Raw genomic sequence first — 17,573 nt, 5'->3', positions numbered from 1 at the left:
AAGCAGGGTGTAGCAAAAGGAAGCGCCCTGGGCGGAGCGGTTCTCCTCGTCACTGTCGGTGTGCTCGAAATTCTCCAAGGCATCTCGGCGATATCCGAGGACGACGTTATTGTCGTCGGCCCTGAATACGCGTACCAATTCGACCTCACCTCCTGGGGATGGATTCACCTCGCACTCGGCGTGCTCGTCACCGCTGTCGGAATCATGCTCTTCACCGGCGCGACGTGGGCACGGGTAGGCGCGATAATCTTCTGTTCGCTGTCGATCCTCGCGAATTTCCTGTGGTTACCCCACTCTCCGTGGTGGTCGATCACCATCATCGCGCTCGACGTGTTCGTCATCTGGGCTGTCGCGACATGGAATCCCGACGTGATCTGAGGCCACACCTTCGGCTCCGCCCCTCGAGTTCAACGTTTTCATCTGTGCGGCAGCAGTTTCCCTCCGGAGAGGAACATGATGGCAAACGGCACGAGCGACGGCCCACTCCACGAGGACGAACGTGCCGAACTAGCCCGGTTACGCGAAGAAGTAGCAACACTGCGCGAGCAGACTCCCAGCGTCCGGGAAACGACCGTCGAGAAAGTATCCCGACCGCCTCGACACGGGCTGCGGTGGACCGCGGTGACTATCCTGCTGGTGCTGGTAGCACTACTCGCAGTCTTGTCGGTAACCACCCGCTTCGTTCGAAGTCAGATCCTCGACACCGACCGCTACGTCAGCACGGTAGCGCCGCTGGGTGAGAATCCAGCCGTGCAAGCGGAGATCACGAATCAAGTCACGGACGAGATCTTCGATCGCGTCGACGTCGAGGGGCTCACCACCGAGGCACTCACCGCATTGACGGACGTTTCGAATCTCGCAGCCAATGCGCCTCGCGTGGACCAGGCACTGGTGGGTTTGGCACCGGTGATCGCCGGCCAGGCGAAGAGTTTCGTCCACGACACAGTGGGCTCACTCGTACAGACGCAGCAGTTCGAAGACCTGTGGATTCAAGCCAACCGAGCGGCGCACAACTCTCTCGTCGCAGTGATGACCGGAAACTACGGCCCCGACTCCGTCGAAGTCGACCAGAGCGGAACCGTCAGCATTTCACTGAGCACGATCATCGACCGGGTGAAAACGGCCTTGACCGACCGCGGCTTCGCTTTTGCAGACAAAATCCCCTCCGTGGACAAGGAATTTGTACTCTTCCAGTCCCCCGAACTGGTGAAGGCCCAGCGAGCTGTCTCGGCACTCGACAAAGTGTCGTCGGTGTTGCCATGGCTGGGAATCGCCTGCGCCGCAGCCGCAGTCGCCGTTGCCCCCAGCGGTCGAAGGCTCCGTGCACTGTCCCTGGTCGGCCTGTCGATCGCCTTGGGAATGCTTGTTCTCGCGATCGGAATTCTGATCGGGCGTGCAATCTACCTCGACAGTGTCCCCACCGACATTCTCTCGCCCGACGCCGCCACAGCGGTCATCGACACTGTCCTGGTGCCGCTGCGGACGAGCCTGCGCGCGGTTGCGGTCCTCGGCGTGGTGGTGGGACTCGGCGCCTACCTCGTCGGTGGGTCGTCGTCGGCGATCGCCGTTCGTCGAGGCTACGGGCAGGCGTTGGACTTCGTCCGCCATTCTGCAAGCGGCCGTAGGCCGAATCAGGTCGAGCGGTGGGCCAATCAGCTTCGTGTTCCGCTGCGCTGCACAATCATCGGCATCGCCGCACTGTTGCTGCTTTTCTGGCGCTACCCCACCGGATTGGTCGTGGGCTGGATCGTCGTCATTGCCTTGGTCGCACTCGTCGCACTTGAAGTGCTGGTTCGTCCTGCCCGCGCTGCCGCACAGGAAAACGAGAAAACTACGCCAGCGCCTTTGCCTTGATGGCCTGGAATTCCTGTTCGTTGATTGCGCCGGAGTCGAGAAGCTCTCTGGCGTCGGCGATCTGCTGAGTCGGAGATTTGCCGGCGACGGTTCGGATGTAGTCACTTTGCGCGTGTATGTGCTGCTGGGCGGCCTCCATCGACCGCCGCGTCATTCCGTCATTCTTCACGACCACGTAGATCATCGCGGACAAGAATGGAATGACGAAGAGGAAAATCATCCATAAAGCTTTGGCCCAGCCCGAAGTCTCGTGATCACGGAACAAGTCGGTGATGATCGAGAACAGCACGCTCAAGTAGGCCACAAACGCAAAGCAAACGAAGATGAACCAGAAGAATTCCCAGAAGCCTTCCATGTCAACGCTCCCTGTACTCGGTTTCCACATCAGGAGTCGGGAGACTGACGTTCCGCGCCTGAAATCCGCATGCGGCCAGAACTCCCTGGTCCAAGGTCATTTCAGTATGCGCCGACGACGCCCGTTCCGGCTACAGCTCGAGTGAGTTGAGGCTCGCCGACCGCTCATCCAGTATCGGAATCACGATTCTCCGATTCGAGATCTCTTGTCTGGCCGCCTTTTCGACGAGGAGAGGCACGAAGTCACGGATCCGACAGCCGACAAAGCGCTCGTGAATTTTTCGCACTCTGGCTTCGATCTCGGTTGGCGAAACGGCGGGATAGCGGGAGATCAGGCGAGTGATCACCCGCTCGACGTGGAGCAACTCTTCGTCGCCAGTCATCCATTAATGGTCGTCCGTCCAGACGAGCACGTCAAGGCTCGAAACAGGTTCGAAAACAACACGATTCGGGTCTCGATCACGGGGAGAATAGGTTGACCGAATACGGGGCATACACATACGAGCGGACGATCCCCGCACGCTCACGATGCGCTCACGATGGCAGGGAGTCGAAGTGGGAAAGAACGCTCGGACTCGCCGCGACGACACGGCGTCGATTCTTCACGACGACGCGGCACCCGTCGCAGAAAAGCTGATGAAGAACAAGGCGTACCGCCGCGAACTCAAGCCATTGCACGGCGAACTCGTGGCTTTGCAGGAGTGGGTCAAATCGTCTGGCGCCAAGGTCTGCGTCGTGTTCGAGGGCCGAGATACCGCGGGGAAGGGCGGTGTCATCAAGGCCATCACCGAGCGCGTGAGTCCGCGAGTATTCCGGGTCGTTGCGCTGCCCGCCCCGACCGAACGCGAACACTCGCAGATGTACGTCCAGCGTTACGTTCCGCATCTTCCGGCGGCTGGTGAGATCGTCATCTTCGACCGAAGTTGGTACAACCGTGCCGGTGTCGAACGGGTGATGGGCTTTTGCACCGAAGAACAGGCACATCAGTTTCTCCAGCTCATTCCGACCGTCGAGCGCGCGATCGTGGAATCCGGCGTCATTCTGCTCAAGTACTGGCTCGAGGTCAGCGAAGAGCAGCAGCTTCTGCGTTTGCAAAGCCGAATCGACGACCCTCGAAAGATCTGGAAGCTGTCAGATCTGGATCTGAAGTCGTTCAGTCATTGGTACGACTACTCGCGTGCCCGCGACGAGATGTTTCGCTTCACCGACACCGGCTGGGCACCTTGGTATGTCGCGAACAACGACGACAAGAAACGCGGGCGACTCAACATCATCAGCCACATTCTGAGTCAGATCCCCTACGAACCGTTGCAATCGACTGACATCACGTTGCCGAAGCGGCAGAAGGCCCACGGCTACCAGGCGCCCAAACAACCGCTGCACTGGATTCCGACCCGGTATTGACGATCGCCAAGGAAAGGACGTGCGGTCATGAGCCCCACGCCGTGGCATGCGCAGAGCGGCGAGTCAGTCGTGTCCGCACTGCAGTCGGACCAGGAGCGCGGGCTGCAATCGGCTGAGGCCGACCAGCGCCGACGACGATACGGTTCGAACGAAATCACGTCGACACCACCTCCGTCGACGTGGTCGATCGCGCTGTTACAACTGAAAGATCCGATGAACTTGATGCTGGTCGCCGTTGCTGCGGTCAGCATCGCCATCGGTGAAGTACCGACAGCAATCGTGGTGGCCGTGCTCGTCGTGCTCAACATCGTCCTCGGAACTCGACAGGAGTTGAAGGCACGGGCCAGCGTCGACGCGCTCGCCAAGATGCAGACACCTCGAGCGCGGGTCATTCGTGACGGGAACCTGATTGAGCTCGACGCTACCGAACTGGTGCCGGGTGACGTCGTCCAAGTCGAGGCGGGAGACATCATCGCCGCCGATGGACGGTTGCTCGCCTCGACCACCCTGGAGACGCAAGAAGCCGCACTGACCGGTGAAAGCGCACCGATCCCGAAGGACCCGAAAACGCTGAGCAATAAGGATATTCCTCTCGGAGACCGGAGCAATCTGGTGTTCCAGAACACCTCGGTCACTCGCGGCACGGCAACCATGGTGGTCACCGAGACCGGGATGCAGACGCAGATCGGCCAGATAGCGTCGATGTTGTCGGCGGTCGCCCCGGGAAAGTCGCCGCTGCAACGAGAATTGGACTCTCTGACAAAACTTCTGGGGATCATCGCGTGGACGGCGGTGATCGTCATCGTCGTCATCGGACTGATTCGCGGGCAGGATCTGACAACGCTTCTGCTGCTCGGTATCGCAATGGGGGTCTCTGCGATACCGACCGGCTTACCAACTTTCGTTCAGGCGATGCTGGCGTACGGTGCCCGTCAACTGGCAGACGCCAAAGCAGTCGTGAAGAACCTGACCGATGTCGAGACACTCGGCGCGACCAGTGCGATCAACTCGGACAAGACCGGCACGTTGACCATGAACCAGATGACCGTGCGATCGCTGTACGTCCACGGCCGGTGGTACACGGTCGACGGAGAAGGTTACGCCAAGACCGGAAGGATCACGCAGGTTGCCGGCGAGGCACCACCCGACTTCACACTCCTCGCCTACGGGTTGTGCCTCGACAGCGATGCAACGGTTTCCGATTCCGGAGAGGTTGTCGGCGACCCGACCGAGGCCGCACTTGTGGTGCTCGCGGCGAAGATCGGTGCCGACGCCCCACTCACCAGACGGACTTATCCGCGAGTCGCAACGGTTCCGTTCGATTCCGCGTACAAGTTCATGGCGACGTACCACCATCTCGAAGTCGACGGCGAAAGTCAGTTCGTCGAACTGGTCAAAGGCGGGCCTGACGTCGTCCTCGCTCGGTGTGGTTCGGCCTTCCTCCCCGGCCGTCGACCGGTACCGATCGACGAAGTCCGTGACGAGCTGACGGCAGCAAATCAGTCCATGTCCGAGAAGGGTCTTCGGGTGCTGGCTTTCGCTGTCAGACGACTCGACGGACGGGAAGAAGCCGTCGTGGCGGACCCCATGTCCTTTGTCGAGGACCTGACGTTTGTCGGCATGGCAGGCATCATCGACCCGCTGCGGCCGGAGGCAGTCGATTCGGTGCGCACCGCGCACCGCGCCGGCATCGAGGTCCGCATGATCACCGGCGACCATGCCGTCACCGCCGCCGCAATCGGTGCCGAACTCGGGCTCGGCCCGGGTTCCGTGAGCGGAAGCGATGTACAAGCGATGACCGACGACGAACTGTCGACCGCATTGCCGAACCTGCACGTGTTCGGCCGAGTCACCCCGCAGGACAAACTTCGATTGGTCGATGTCATGCAGCGCAGTGGCGCCGTCGTCGCAATGACCGGCGATGCCGTCAACGATGCCGCCGCGTTGAAGAAGGCAGACATCGGCGTCGCCATGGGCTCTGGCAGCGAAGTGACCAAACAGGCGGGCAAGATGGTGCTCACCGACGACAACTTCGGAACACTCATCACTGCGATCACTTTGGGCCGCAACATCTACGGGAAGATCGTCTCGTACATCCGCTATCAAATGTCGAAGCTCTTCTCGTTGGTTCTCCTCTTCCTCGCTGCCAGCATCTTCAACATCAACGAGGGTGTCGCGCTGACGCCGCTGATGGTGCTGTTCCAACACTTCTTCATCACGCTCTTCCCCGTTGCCGTGATCATGCTCGACCCGCCGCCTCCGGATCTGATGAACAAGCCGCCACGTGATCCCAAGATGCCGATCGCACATCGAAGCGCGGTCGGACAGTGGCTCGCGTACGGCGTCCTGCAATTTGCCGTGACCCTCGCGGCGATGCTTCTCGCACCGGGTGAAATGAGCACTACCGAAGCGAATGTCCCCATGACCACCGCATTCGTCGTCCTGTCTCTCGGTTCCATATTCGCGGGGTTGACCATGCGGCGCGATCCCGAGTCCGGTCTCGTTCCGCCGGTTCTCGGTGCTGTCAAAATCCTGACGATTCCCACGGTCGTCACCGTGTTTGCCGTCGAGGCGGGTGTCCTCCAGGAACTCCTCATGACCACCTCACTGACCGGCGCCCAATGGCTCGCCTGCCTCGGATGGTCGCTGGTCATCCCGGTTGTCGTCGAGTTGGAGAAGGCGATCCGACGCCGCCGCCTCGCGCAGCGACCTGTCCCGATGACCGCGGCCGCCGCGATTGCCCCCGAACGCGCGCGTGTACTCCGCTGAGGGAGGGACAATCACACGATGATGTGGGCGGAGAATCTAGGTCGGCTACCGGGCATCGCGACTGCCCGCGGGTATCGCCGCGAATGGCTGCGAACAGACATCACTGCCGGACTCGTCTTGACGGCATTGCTGATCCCGGCAGGTATGGGCTACGCCGAAGCCGCCGGACTGCCCGCGTACGCCGGGCTGTACGCCACCATTGTGCCGCTGCTCGCGTACGCGCTGGTCGGACCGTCGAAAATTCTTGTACTCGGACCTGATTCGTCGCTGGCACCGCTGATCGCCGCCGCGGTCATACCGCTGGCTGTGGTCGGCGATTCGGAGAACGCGCTTGCACTCGCCGGGGTTCTCGCCATTCTTGTCGGACTCATCCTCGTGATCGGCGGATTCCTTCGTCTGGGCTTCGTGACCGAACTCCTCTCGAAACCGATCCGCCTCGGTTACCTCAACGCCATCGCAGTCGTTGTCGTGGTAGGTCAGATTCCCAAGCTGCTCGGATTCTCGGTCGACGCATCGGGCCTCCTCGGTGAAATCGGTGAAATCGGGAAGGCCCTGATCGGTGGCGATGTCGACCCACTCGCTGCGGCCATCGGTGTCGGCTCACTCGTTGTCATCGTCGCCTTCCGACTCTGGGTACCTGTTGTGCCCGGCGTGCTGGTGGCCGTTGTCGCGGCAATAGTCTTGTCCGCCGTCGCCGGTCTCACCGATGACATCGGCATGGTGGGAGCACTGCCGGAAGGACTTCCCCTCCCCTCTGTCGGCGGAGTCACCTGGCAGGACGTCGGCCATCTGATCGGGCCGGCGGCCGGTATCGCATTGATTGCCTTTGCCGACACCGGCGTTCTCTCGCGCACCTTCGCCGCACGACACGGCGAGGACGTGAACGGCAGTACCGAGATGAAGGCAATCGGTGTCGCGAACGTGGCCGGCGGTCTCTTCGGCGGATTCCCCATCTCGGCGAGCGGGTCACGAACTCCGGTAGCCGAACAGAGCGGGGCGCATACGCAATTGGCCGGCGTCGTCGGGGCGCTCGCCGTACTGGTGTTCGTGCTCGTCGCTCCCGGACTCACGGCCTATCTGCCAGACGCGACATTGGCCGCCGTCGTCATCGTCGCGGCGTGTGCGCTGATCGACGTAGGCGGAATGGTTCGAATGTGGCGGATGAGCACTGTCGAATTCGGCCTCGCTGTCGCGGCATTCCTGGGGGTCGCGCTGGTCGGCGTGCTTCAAGGCATCCTGGTTGCGATCGGACTGTCCTTCGCGGCAGTCATCGCGCAGGTGTGGCAACCGCACAGAACCGAACTCGTCGAAACCGGTGACCTGGCCGGCTTCCACGACTTCGAACGCCATCCAGATGGGCATCGCATCCCCGGGTTGGTGTTGGTGAGGTTCGACGCTCCACTCTTCTTCGCGAACGGCGAGATCTTCGACGAGTACGTTCGCTCCGTCGTCGCCAAAGCGCCGGACCCCGTCGAATGGGTGGTGATTGCCGCCGAACCGATCACCGGACTCGATACCACGGCCGTCGACGAACTCGTCGATCTGGATACATTCCTCGAAGGCAAAGGAATTCGATTGGCGTTCGCGGAGATGAAAGGTCCGATCAAGGATCGACTCATCCGATTCGGCGTCGGGGATCGGTTCGATTCGACGCATTTCTTCCCGACTCTCGAGGCCGCGGTGAGTGCATTCCGCGCCAGGAACAGCGACTGACTGCGCGACGAAGTTGGGAGCATCGGTCGTTTTGGGTACCGTTCGGTATGGGATTCACGACGGACAATGTTCCGGCACGCCGTATCGCTCAGGTCGCCGGTGTGGGCGGCATTGCCGTCGGCGTTGTCGCGCTGATCGCGTTGTACTCCTCCAAACCGATCAACCCGTTGATCGCCGCGGCCTCTTTCGTCCCGATTCTGCTTGCAGTCACGCTCGTCGCATCTTTGATCTGCCTGGCCTTTCGGCGCTGGATCCTCCTGGCGATCTCGGTTGCGCTCATAGCGATCGGCGCTTCGGTGATCAGCCCGTTGTACGTCGCGAACGGTTCCGAAATCGACGGGCCGTCCCTGCGGGTGATGCAGGCGAATCTTCTGTTCGGACAAGCAGACCCTGCCAGTTTGACCGCGACGGTGCGCGAGAAGGCAGTCGACGTCCTGACAGTTCAGGAACTGACCGAATCACTCGAAGGATCCCTGCGAGATCAGGGCCTCGAACAACTATTGCCGTACCGCTTCTTGATGCCGGACAACGCCGGCGGCGGTGGAGCAGGGATTTACAGCCGCTTCCCGCTGACGGATACGCGAGAGCTGAACGGCTTCGGACCCACGAATCTGGTTGCAACAGTGGGTTTCTCCACCCCGTTCACGCTTCTGGCGGTGCACCCCGGACCGGCGTACGTGACCCCGCCCGACGTGTGGACTGCCGAGCTGAGCACTCTCCGGAACGCGCTCGACGCCGCTGCCGCCGAGGACACCGTCATCGTCAGCGGTGATTTCAATACGACCTTCATGCACAAACAATTCCGAGACCTCCTCGACGTCGGCTACTCCGACGCCGCAGACCAATTGGGCGTCGGCATCGTTCCCACCTACCCCGCTGACAAGCGGTTCCCTGCGATAGTCGGCATCGACCACGTAGTTCTGCGCGGCGCACAGGCGAAGTCGCTCGAGCGAATCCAGATCGAAGGTTCCGATCACCACGGCTTGATCGTCGACGTGACCATCCCCGAGTAGGCAGGGAGCATCCCGCCACGCACGAATACGGTGCAACTCACCCGTGCCTGGGCATGCTCCGACCCGACACATCTATCGTCCGATGGAGGTGATGCGGCGTGCGCAGGACTATCGATCGATCTACCACGGATACGCCCGGGAACTGTTCGGCGAGATAACCTTCCAATCGCTGCACGTCGTCGATCGAGCGAAGCCACACTGCCAGTGCGATGTCGTAGCTGCCGATAGTCGAAGCAACAAGCCTCGCTTCTCGCAGGTGCGCAAGGCGCTGGGCAATTGCCTCCTTTCGCGCGTCGAGACGTAAGAAGTACCAGGCATAGACCGGCCAGCCGGAGTATGGCCGCGCAATCTCCGTGCGGACGACCAGCCGCCCAGTCGACAGCTCGTGCGACAAGAGCGCCCCGGCGCGAGCCGCTGTCACTCCGAGCACTGCGGCGAGGGCAGAGATTGTAATTCGTGGTTCACGAGAAAGGATCTCGAACAGCTGCGACTGTTCTTCTTCGCTGGCACGAACACCGCGAATCTTCGACGGCGGGGTCGACTCGAGCGCGGCAACTTCGTCCGCGTCGAGAGCACGTAAACGCCAGTTTCGGGCGTCGGAGTTCGCCGAGGACACGATCTGTGTTCGCATCGCGGTGATCATCGGCAGCGATTGTGTTCGCTCCAAGACGTACCGGGACAATTGGTCGAGGTCAGTACACGTGAGGGTGACGAACAGATCCCGATTGCCAGTTGTGAGATCGACTGTGAGTACTTCGGGATCGTGTGCGATCTGTTCGGCAACGCGCAGGGTCTGCGCCGGAGCGCATTCGATCTCGAGAAGTGCGGTCGCCGACACGATGGAGGCCCCACGGTAGGCAGCGATCCAGGCAATCCCTTGCGAGTGAAGGCGCTCCCAACGCCTGGTCAGCGTGACCGGATCGGAACCAATGGCGCGCGAAAGCTCGGACCACGACGCTCGCGGCCGGATCTGCAATGCGTTCAACAGTCGAAGATCTTCGTCCTTGAGCATCTGATCCTGCACCGGGGACCTCACTTTCAGAAAAATCCTGCACCGAAACAGGATCGAAACGCGTTGATCCTAACTTCATGACATCAATATTCCACCAAATCCTGAACCTCGAGAACGCTCACGTCTTGCGTTCGTTCGCCCCTCGAGAAAGACACCGACATGACCGAAGCATTTCCCGTCTCGCATGACGATTCTCCGGTTCGCGCCCCAGCCACGACGCAGAAGGTCATTTTCGGCATGAGATCGCCACGGCTGTGGATCGTGGTGATTCTGCTCCTCGCTCTTGCGGCAGGCGCCCAACTGATCGGCCCCGCAGTGATTCCCGTCGGCGCTGCCGCTATCACCATCTTGCCCATGGTGTGGGGACTGATCGCCGGCGGTGTCGTCTCGAGCCAGAAGTGGAAACCCCTAGGCCTCGACCTTCAGGCCGCAGCGTCGGCAATCATGGGTCTTGCGGTTCTCTTGCTCTGCGCAAGACTGTCTTTCACCATCGGCCCGAACATCCAACTGTTGTTCGACGCCGGCCCCGCACTCCTGCTACAGGAATTGGGACATTTGTTCGGCACGATCGCGCTCGCACTCCCACTGGCTGTACTCCTTCGAATGGGACCGGCCACCGTCGGAGCGACGTTCTCCATCGACCGTGAGGGCTCCTTCGCGATGGTCAGCGAACGATACGGCCCCGATTCCGACCAGTACCGTGGCGTCCTGTCGATGTACGTTTTCGGCACGCTCTTCGGTGCCGTGCTGATCAGCCTGATTGCATCGCTGGCTACCTCTTTCAACATCTTCGACCCCCTCGCGTTGGCGATGGGCGCTGGAGTCGGATCCGGCTCGATGATGGCCGCCGCTGCCGCGAGCGTCGTCTCGGCGCACCCCGAGATGGCCGATCAGGTACTCGCCGTGGCGGCCACATCCAACATCATCACCGGTCTCCTGGGCGTGTATGTCGGCATGTATGTCGCACTCCCCCTTGCTGATCGAATCTACGGCGCACTCACCAAGCGCTCGAAGGTGACCACCGAACAGAAAGCCCGGACTGCTCCCCGAGCAGTTGCGCCGAGCGTCACCGTGCCGTTGGCAACTGTCATTCCGATTCTGTTCGTCGGAGGAGTCATCGTCTCCTCGATCGCGGCGGGTGGGATGTCTCGCTCGATCATCGTCGGATACCTGATCCTCACCGGCTTGTTGCTCCTGGGCGTTAGCGTCGCCCGCCTGACACGCGGAAAGATCGCGGCGATGATCGCAATCATCACCATCGGCGCGTTGGCAACCACGCCATGGTCCCCCATCGGTGATTTCGTCTCGAGCACCGTCGGTACTGTCGACTTTCTCTCGATCTGCACCCTCACCTTGACTGTCGCAGGTCTCAGCCTCGGCAAGGACCTCCCTTTGCTCAAGACGATCGGCTGGAAGATCGTCCCCGTCGGAATCGTCGCGATCCTCGCCTCGTACCTACTTTCTGTGGTCGTCGCGGAGTTCGCGCTCGGCCTCTGGCACTAGAACTGCAACCACAGACACCGCGATCCAAAGATACTGGGAACCAAAGACGTTGAAAGGAAGCAATATCCATGTCCATCACTGACACCCTCACCCCCACAGACTCGGTTTCGAGCACGATCGAGAAGTGGGCATCACGCCTCATCGACGTCAGCCACACCATCCATGCTCACCCGGAGTTGGCATTCGAAGAGCATCGTGCATCGGCCCTCTTGGCCGACGCCGCGCAGGAAGCCGGCTTCACGGTTACTCGCGCCGCCTACGGCCTCGAGACGGCATTCGAAGCGGTTCGGGGCTCCGGCCCTTTCCGCGTCGTCGTCTGCGCCGAGTACGACGCCCTCCCCGACATCGGTCATGCATGTGGACACAATGTCATCGCCGCCGCCGGACTGGGCGCAGCCATCGCGCTCGGTGAGGTCGCGGAGGACTACGGGCTGACTGTTGTCCTCCTCGGTACGCCGGCCGAAGAACACGGCGGTGGGAAAGTCTTGCTCCTCGAACGCGGCGCGTGGGAGGGCGCGGCAATGTCGATCATGGTCCACGGCGCTGCAGGTGAGGACGTCAGTTGCACTGTCACCGGAACGCAAGCAGTCGATCGTTTCGACGTGACCTACTCCGGACGGGCCGCACACGCGGCCGCCGCACCACACAAGGGCATCAACGCAGGTGACGCCGCCACGATCGCACTGGTTGCCATCGGACTCCTCCGTCAACAGCTCCCTTCCGACGTCAGACTCAACGCCTACGTCGAACACGGCGGAGAAGCCACCAACATCATCCCGGCCTCGACTCTGGTCCGAGCGGAAGTTCGGGCCGCAGATCTCGAGGTGCTGTTGGACGCCAAACGTCGAATGCTCGCCTGCTTCGAGGGCGGCGCGGTGGCCAGCGACTGCGCCTGGTCAACCGAACGCGCCGAACCTCGCTACGAGGAACTGGTTCAACATCCGGTGTTGGCAACTATCTGGGACGAGGAGATCGCGAACCTGGGCCGCATCGCGGCCGCCCGAACTCCCCTGACCGGTGGTTCGACCGACATGGGCAACGTTTCGAAGGCGGTTCCCTCGATCCACCCGATGATCGCGTTGCGCGGTGTCACCGGAGTTCCTCACACGATCGAATTTGCCGCTGATGCCCGCTCCTCAGCGGGTGACGAAGCTGTTCTACACGGAGCAATTGCAATGGCGCGCACGGTGATCCGAGCCGCTACCGGAGACTCTCGCTCCGATCTACTGACGATTGCGGCCCAGCGCGAGTCAGGAGCGACCACCGTCACGAGTGCCGAATGAGCACCAATGGCGTCTACGTTTCCGCTCTCGAATTCTTCTCCATCGGCATCGGACCGTCCAGTTCACACACAGTCGGTCCGATGCGAGCCGCCCACGCTTTTGTCGGCGAACTCGAATCTGCCCGATTGACCGATCCGGTCGACCGAATTCGCTGCAATCTGCACGGCTCTCTCGCGGCCACGGGTATTGGCCACTGCACTCCCGACGCCGTGATCGCGGGACTTCGTGGGTTGGATCCTGAAACGTGCGAGCCCGCCGACGTGCACGGCCCATTTGCCGAACTGTCGGACGGTGGATCGGTGATGCTCGCCGGTGGCTCACTCGGACACGTCGTTTTCACTCGTGACGACATGGTGTTCGAACCGCTCGTTCGCCGGCACGGGCACCCGAACTCGATGACCCTGACGGCATTCGAAGGTCACGAAATCGTCTACACGAGTACATATCTGTCGATCGGTGGCGGGTTCGTAGTGCGCACGGGAGCGCAGACACCAGAACCCACGCACCCGATCGACTCCCACTACCGCACCGCGAAAGAGCTACTGGCGGAATGTGGCTCCGGAACTATCGCCGACCTGGCGTTGGCAGACGAAATCGCGATGCACGGCCAGAACCGAGCGCTCGCCGGGATCGACGCAATCTGGTCCGCGATGCGCGCCTGCATCGAGCGCGGCATGCATACCGTCGGTGTGCTGCCCGGAAAACTCGGAGTTCGCCGACGAGCACAATCAGCGAAGAGCCAACTGGAACAACGCAACTGCGCACCCTCCTCACGCGAGTGGCTGACCGTCTACGCCATGGCGGTCAACGAAGAAAATGCAGCAGGTGGCCGCGTTGTCACGGCCCCAACCAACGGTGCGGCAGGCATCGTGCCTGCGGTGCTCTACCACCACATACGCGCGACCGGCGCCGGCGTTCACGACGTTCGGACATTTCTCCTCACTGCGGCCGCAATCGGATCGATCATCAAGGCGAATGCCTCGATCTCCGGGGCGGAGGCCGGGTGTCAGGGTGAGGTCGGAGCCGCCTGTGCGATGGCGGCGGCCGGTCTGTGCGCCGTCATGGGCGGATCGCCACGACAAATCGAGAATGCCGCTGAGATTGCCATGGAACACCATCTGGGCCTGACCTGCGATCCGGTCGGTGGTCTGGTCCAGATCCCGTGCATCGAACGAAATGCCGTCGCTGCCTCGACTGCGGTCACCGCGGCTCAACTCGCATACCTGGGCGACGGAACGCACGTGGTGAGCCTCGATACCGTCATCGAAACCATGCGACAAACCGGAAACGACATGTCCGTGCGCTACAAGGAAACCAGTGAGGGCGGGCTCGCCGTCAACGTGGTCGAGTGCTAGCAGAGTCACGCGTGATCGAAGACTTCCCTTCGCTGCATCCGACCGAGGGCGGAGGCCATCGCGAAAAACATCATCCCCGCGTCCGATGAACTCCGGTGCACCGATTTCTACACTCGAGGACATGACTTTGTGGACGGTGACCGGATGATCGCTCATCACGCTGGAGGAATCCCCCTGCACAATTCTCCACTGCACAACACTGCGGGGCCGTCGCGCTCAGCGCAGTCCTCCGGTCGCAAGATCGCCGCGCTGATCGCGTTGGTCGCCGTTGTCTCCGCTGCCTTCGTTTTCGGCCCGGGCATGCTGACCAGTAGGCCGGGCGATGGGTATGCAAACCAGGGGGAACTCGTCGAGACGGTCCGTGCCGCGTTCGTCGAGTACTGGAGTTCCGGCGTCCAAGCCTTCTCTCCCAGCTTGGAGTCCGCTGTCGATTACTGGATGCGGTACCACGTGGCCAAGGCAGTGATCGCGGTAATCCTGCTGACGGTTCTGCTCGCACTCGGCCGCATGCTCAAGGCGTCGTTCGTGAACGCCGGCCCTCTGACGGCTGGAAAGAAACTCGCATTCGTCTCGGCGGGAGGGCTGGTCACGCTCCTCGCGATGTTTTCTTCGGTGCTCGTGATGGCCAATGTCCAAGGTGTCGTTGCACCCTTCTCTTCGTTGATCTCGATGTTGCCCGTGGCCCAGGCGGATGGGGCACTTGGCGAAACTGTCGGGCAGGTCCGCCAACAGCTCGCTCAGTCGACGGGCACCGGCAACCAGCAAAGCCCTGTCCTCGAACTGATGATCAGCGACTTCGCGCGGTATCACGTGGCCATGGCGGTGATCGCGCTGATCGCGGCAGTACTTTCACTGACCGTGGCTGTAGTCGTGTGGGTGCGCTTCGCCAGAACGGCGCGATCCGACAGGCGAGCGAGGCTCGGGTTGGGGTCGATAGGTCTTCTCATTGCACTGTTCACGCTGGGATTGATCGTTGTCGGCGTAGCAAATACGGGCACCGCGGCCGACCCGGCACCGGCCCTGGCGGCCTTCTTCGACGGCGGGCTCTGACCCAAGTCAAGGGTTCAGGGAGGGGTTCAGGCAGGGGTTCCGTAGTCCCCCGGTACCGGTTGAGGAGGTACCTGGGGACTGCGGCAGCCGTACCGGGGGTCGATGTGCACGCCTCGTCGGGCAGGCAGAGTTCGACTCATGAAAATCGGAGCAAGACGCATCATGCTCGTCGGCCTGTGCAGCGCCATGGTTGCCGGGGCTGTAATCAGCTGCAGCACGGACAAATCCACAGACAATCCGACAGCCACATCCGAGAAGGTCATGGACTCTGCCGTCACCGACCAGCTCGATTCGATCATTGACGCAGCGGTGAATTCGACCGGGATTCCCGGTGCGATGGTGGGCATTTGGGGACCCGACGGCAACTATGTCAAGGTTGCAGGAGTCTCGGATACGGCAACCAGAGCACCGATGGAAACCGACTTCTATCACCGGATCGGCAGCGTCACCAAGACATTTACTGTGACTGCCCTGCTGCAGTTGGTCGACGAGGGCAAGATCGGTCTCGATGATCCGATCTCCAAGTACGTCGATGGCGTCACGGAAGGTGATGCGATCAGCTTGCGCCAGCTGGCGGGGATGCGCAGCGGCCTTGTGGACTACACGACGTCCGAACAGTTTGTCATGGAATATCTTTCGGATCCTCGCCGAGCTTTCACACCTGAAGAGCTCGTGGGGTACGTCAAGGATCTCCCACTTCAGGTTCGACCAGGGACCACCGTCGACTACTCGAACACCAACACTATTCTGCTGGGAATGGTGATCGAAAAGGTCTCCGGCTCAAAACTGTCGGAAGTCATCGACACCAAGATCGCGACACCACTCGGGATGGAGCACACCAGCTTTCCCACCACCAACGCGTTCCCGAACCCACACGCACAGGGGTACACCAACCAAACGCTCGACGAATCCGTGACCGCGGCAACGGATTGGAATCCGTCGTGGGGCGGCGCCGCGGGTGCGATGATCTCGTCGTTGGACGACATGCGCATCTGGGTTCCGGCCTTGGCCAAGGGCGATCTCCTCACCGACAACACTCAGAAGCAGCGCCTGCAAACCGTGAACTTGAGCGAAGGGGACGACAGTTCCGGGTACGGACTCGGTTTGTTCAACAGCGGCGGCTGGATCGGTCACAACGGAAGCCTGCCCGGTTATAAGACAGTCTCGGTCTACTTGCCCGAGAAGGACACCACCCTGGTCGTCTTCATCAACACCGACATCGACGGAGAGACCGACCTGACCAGCGCTTTGATGGTGCCCATCACCAAGTTGATCAGCCCGGGCAACGTCTACGGCTGATCACCTCGGGTCCGATCGACAATTCGGACGAAAGTGACATCTCGGGTTTCGATCTGTCGATAGGCTCGACCGTCGACAGATCGAAACCCGAAAGAGGCACTCATGGGATCGTTGAACGACTGGCTTCTCGACAGCGACAGCGCGCTCGTGGGGATTGTGGGTGGCATCCTGCTGACGATCGCGATGCTTTTCGGTGGAACGGGTATGTAGCCCATCGCGTGATTCAACGAACATGTTCGTTACGAACATGTTCGTGTACGCTGGTGCCATGCCCACTCACCCAGCAAGTCCGTCGAGCCGACGCAATCGCCCGGCCAAACCCGCACTGACACGTGAAGGCATCGTCAGTGCGGCGGTGGATATCTTGCGCTCGGAGGGGCTGCAGAAGTTGACAATGCGTCGACTCGCCCTGGAACTCGACACCGGACCCGCGTCGCTGTACGTGTACGTGCGAAACACAGCCGAATTGCACGCCGCGGTTCTGGATGAGCTGCTCGGAGTCGTCGACCTCGCCGAAAATACTTCCGGCACTTGGCAAGCGCGCCTCGAACGGGTGTTGACGTCCTACACGGCCGTATTGTTCGATCATCCCGGCCTTGCCCAGTCGGCTCTTGTTTCGCGACCAAGCGGAGTTCACTACGTACGCCTGCTCGAACGCCTGTTGGCATTGCTCGACGAGGGCACGGTTCCCTCGGCTCAAGCCGCCTGGGGCGTGGACCTCCTACTTCAGTACGCGACGTCCACTGCTGCCGAGCACTCGGCGCCGAACAACGTCTCGGACACGGACGCCCGGTGGAACGCCTTGACCGACGCAATCGAGCACGCAGACCCGCAGATGCACCCCCTCGTCGCGAGCCATTCCACAGCCCTACTGGCCGGTGAACCCACCGCACGCCTCTCCTGGGGATTCCGAACGCTCATCACGGGCATCGAGAACACCCCACTCACTTCTTAGGAACCCACC

At 61.5% G+C, this 17,573-nt stretch carries 15 protein-coding genes; 12 read left to right on the top strand and 3 right to left on the bottom strand.

The features are described 5' to 3' along the window. Positions 1 to 378: hypothetical protein (locus tag ACFQ6H_RS23780; RefSeq protein ID WP_378648969.1), on the top strand; the 378-nt coding region annotated here is incomplete at its 5' end. A 78-nt stretch (positions 379 to 456) separates the two neighbouring features. Then, the gene (locus tag ACFQ6H_RS23775; protein ID WP_378648975.1) at positions 457 to 1,854 is read left to right on the top strand and encodes a hypothetical protein; all 1,398 of its coding nucleotides are present in this window, start codon (positions 457 to 459) and stop codon (positions 1,852 to 1,854) included. Here ACFQ6H_RS23775 and ACFQ6H_RS23770 read toward each other — a convergent pair. Both ACFQ6H_RS23770 and ACFQ6H_RS23765 read right to left on the bottom strand, forming a co-directional pair. Then, on the bottom strand, positions 1,832 to 2,209 hold the full coding sequence (locus ACFQ6H_RS23770; RefSeq protein ID WP_378533670.1) for an SHOCT domain-containing protein: 378 nt from the start codon (positions 2,207 to 2,209) through the stop codon (positions 1,832 to 1,834). The genes ACFQ6H_RS23775 and ACFQ6H_RS23770 overlap by 23 nt on opposite strands. Positions 2,210 to 2,339: 130 nt before the next feature. After that, positions 2,340 to 2,591 carry a three-helix bundle dimerization domain-containing protein gene (locus ACFQ6H_RS23765; protein ID WP_378449500.1) on the bottom strand — a complete coding sequence of 84 codons (252 nt, stop codon included), beginning with the start codon at positions 2,589 to 2,591 and terminating at the stop codon, positions 2,340 to 2,342. 172 nt (positions 2,592 to 2,763) lie between these two features. Here ACFQ6H_RS23765 and ppk2 point away from each other — a divergent pair, with 172 nt between their 5' ends. Genes ppk2 through ACFQ6H_RS23745 form a run of 4 tightly spaced genes read left to right on the top strand, consistent with a single transcriptional unit; the run spans position 2,764 to position 9,107 of the window. Beyond that, positions 2,764 to 3,612, top strand: coding sequence for a polyphosphate kinase 2 (gene ppk2, locus ACFQ6H_RS23760; protein WP_378648967.1), 849 nt, complete (start codon positions 2,764 to 2,766; stop codon positions 3,610 to 3,612). A gap of 27 nt (positions 3,613 to 3,639) precedes the next feature. Continuing rightward, positions 3,640 to 6,381 carry a cation-translocating P-type ATPase gene (locus ACFQ6H_RS23755; protein WP_378648965.1) on the top strand — a complete coding sequence of 914 codons (2,742 nt, stop codon included), beginning with the start codon at positions 3,640 to 3,642 and terminating at the stop codon, positions 6,379 to 6,381. A gap of 18 nt (positions 6,382 to 6,399) precedes the next feature. Continuing rightward, entirely contained in the window at positions 6,400 to 8,094 is a 1,695-nt protein-coding gene (locus ACFQ6H_RS23750; RefSeq protein WP_378648963.1) for a SulP family inorganic anion transporter, read from the top strand. 47 nt (positions 8,095 to 8,141) lie between these two features. Continuing rightward, positions 8,142 to 9,107, top strand: coding sequence for an endonuclease/exonuclease/phosphatase family protein (locus ACFQ6H_RS23745; protein ID WP_378630981.1), 966 nt, complete (start codon positions 8,142 to 8,144; stop codon positions 9,105 to 9,107). Between the two features lie 37 nt (positions 9,108 to 9,144). Here the strand turns inward: ACFQ6H_RS23745 and ACFQ6H_RS23740 are convergent, their stop codons facing one another. Beyond that, complete coding sequence (locus tag ACFQ6H_RS23740) at positions 9,145 to 10,143, bottom strand: Lrp/AsnC ligand binding domain-containing protein (protein WP_378630984.1); 999 nt, start codon at positions 10,141 to 10,143, stop codon at positions 9,145 to 9,147. 135 nt (positions 10,144 to 10,278) lie between these two features. Between ACFQ6H_RS23740 and ACFQ6H_RS23735 the strand changes: the two genes are divergently transcribed. From ACFQ6H_RS23735 to ACFQ6H_RS23710, 6 genes are all read left to right on the top strand, one after another. Then, the gene (locus tag ACFQ6H_RS23735; RefSeq protein WP_378533685.1) at positions 10,279 to 11,622 is read left to right on the top strand and encodes a DUF3100 domain-containing protein; all 1,344 of its coding nucleotides are present in this window, start codon (positions 10,279 to 10,281) and stop codon (positions 11,620 to 11,622) included. Positions 11,623 to 11,690: 68 nt separating this feature from the next. Continuing rightward, positions 11,691 to 12,905, top strand: coding sequence for an amidohydrolase (locus ACFQ6H_RS23730; RefSeq protein WP_378648959.1), 1,215 nt, complete (start codon positions 11,691 to 11,693; stop codon positions 12,903 to 12,905). Beyond that, on the top strand, positions 12,902 to 14,260 hold the full coding sequence (locus ACFQ6H_RS23725; protein ID WP_378630990.1) for an L-serine ammonia-lyase: 1,359 nt from the start codon (positions 12,902 to 12,904) through the stop codon (positions 14,258 to 14,260). Before ACFQ6H_RS23730 ends, ACFQ6H_RS23725 begins: the two co-directional genes overlap by 4 nt. A gap of 144 nt (positions 14,261 to 14,404) precedes the next feature. Further along, positions 14,405 to 15,310 (top strand): hypothetical protein, encoded by a 906-nt coding sequence (locus tag ACFQ6H_RS23720; RefSeq protein WP_378648958.1) that lies wholly within the window; start codon positions 14,405 to 14,407, stop codon positions 15,308 to 15,310. A 138-nt stretch (positions 15,311 to 15,448) separates the two neighbouring features. Further along, positions 15,449 to 16,609: a serine hydrolase domain-containing protein gene (locus ACFQ6H_RS23715; RefSeq protein WP_378648957.1), complete on the top strand. Its 1,161-nt coding sequence runs from the start codon at positions 15,449 to 15,451 to the stop codon at positions 16,607 to 16,609. A gap of 268 nt (positions 16,610 to 16,877) precedes the next feature. Continuing rightward, positions 16,878 to 17,564: a TetR/AcrR family transcriptional regulator C-terminal domain-containing protein gene (locus ACFQ6H_RS23710; RefSeq protein ID WP_378648955.1), complete on the top strand. Its 687-nt coding sequence runs from the start codon at positions 16,878 to 16,880 to the stop codon at positions 17,562 to 17,564. Positions 17,565 to 17,573: the final 9 nt, after the last annotated feature.

This window comes from Rhodococcus sp. NPDC056506 (genome assembly GCF_042794945.1).
GTDB lineage: Bacteria > Actinomycetota > Actinomycetes > Mycobacteriales > Mycobacteriaceae > Rhodococcus_F.
Note: the sequence above shows the minus strand (reverse complement) of the source record. Positions and strands in the feature narration are given on the sequence as shown.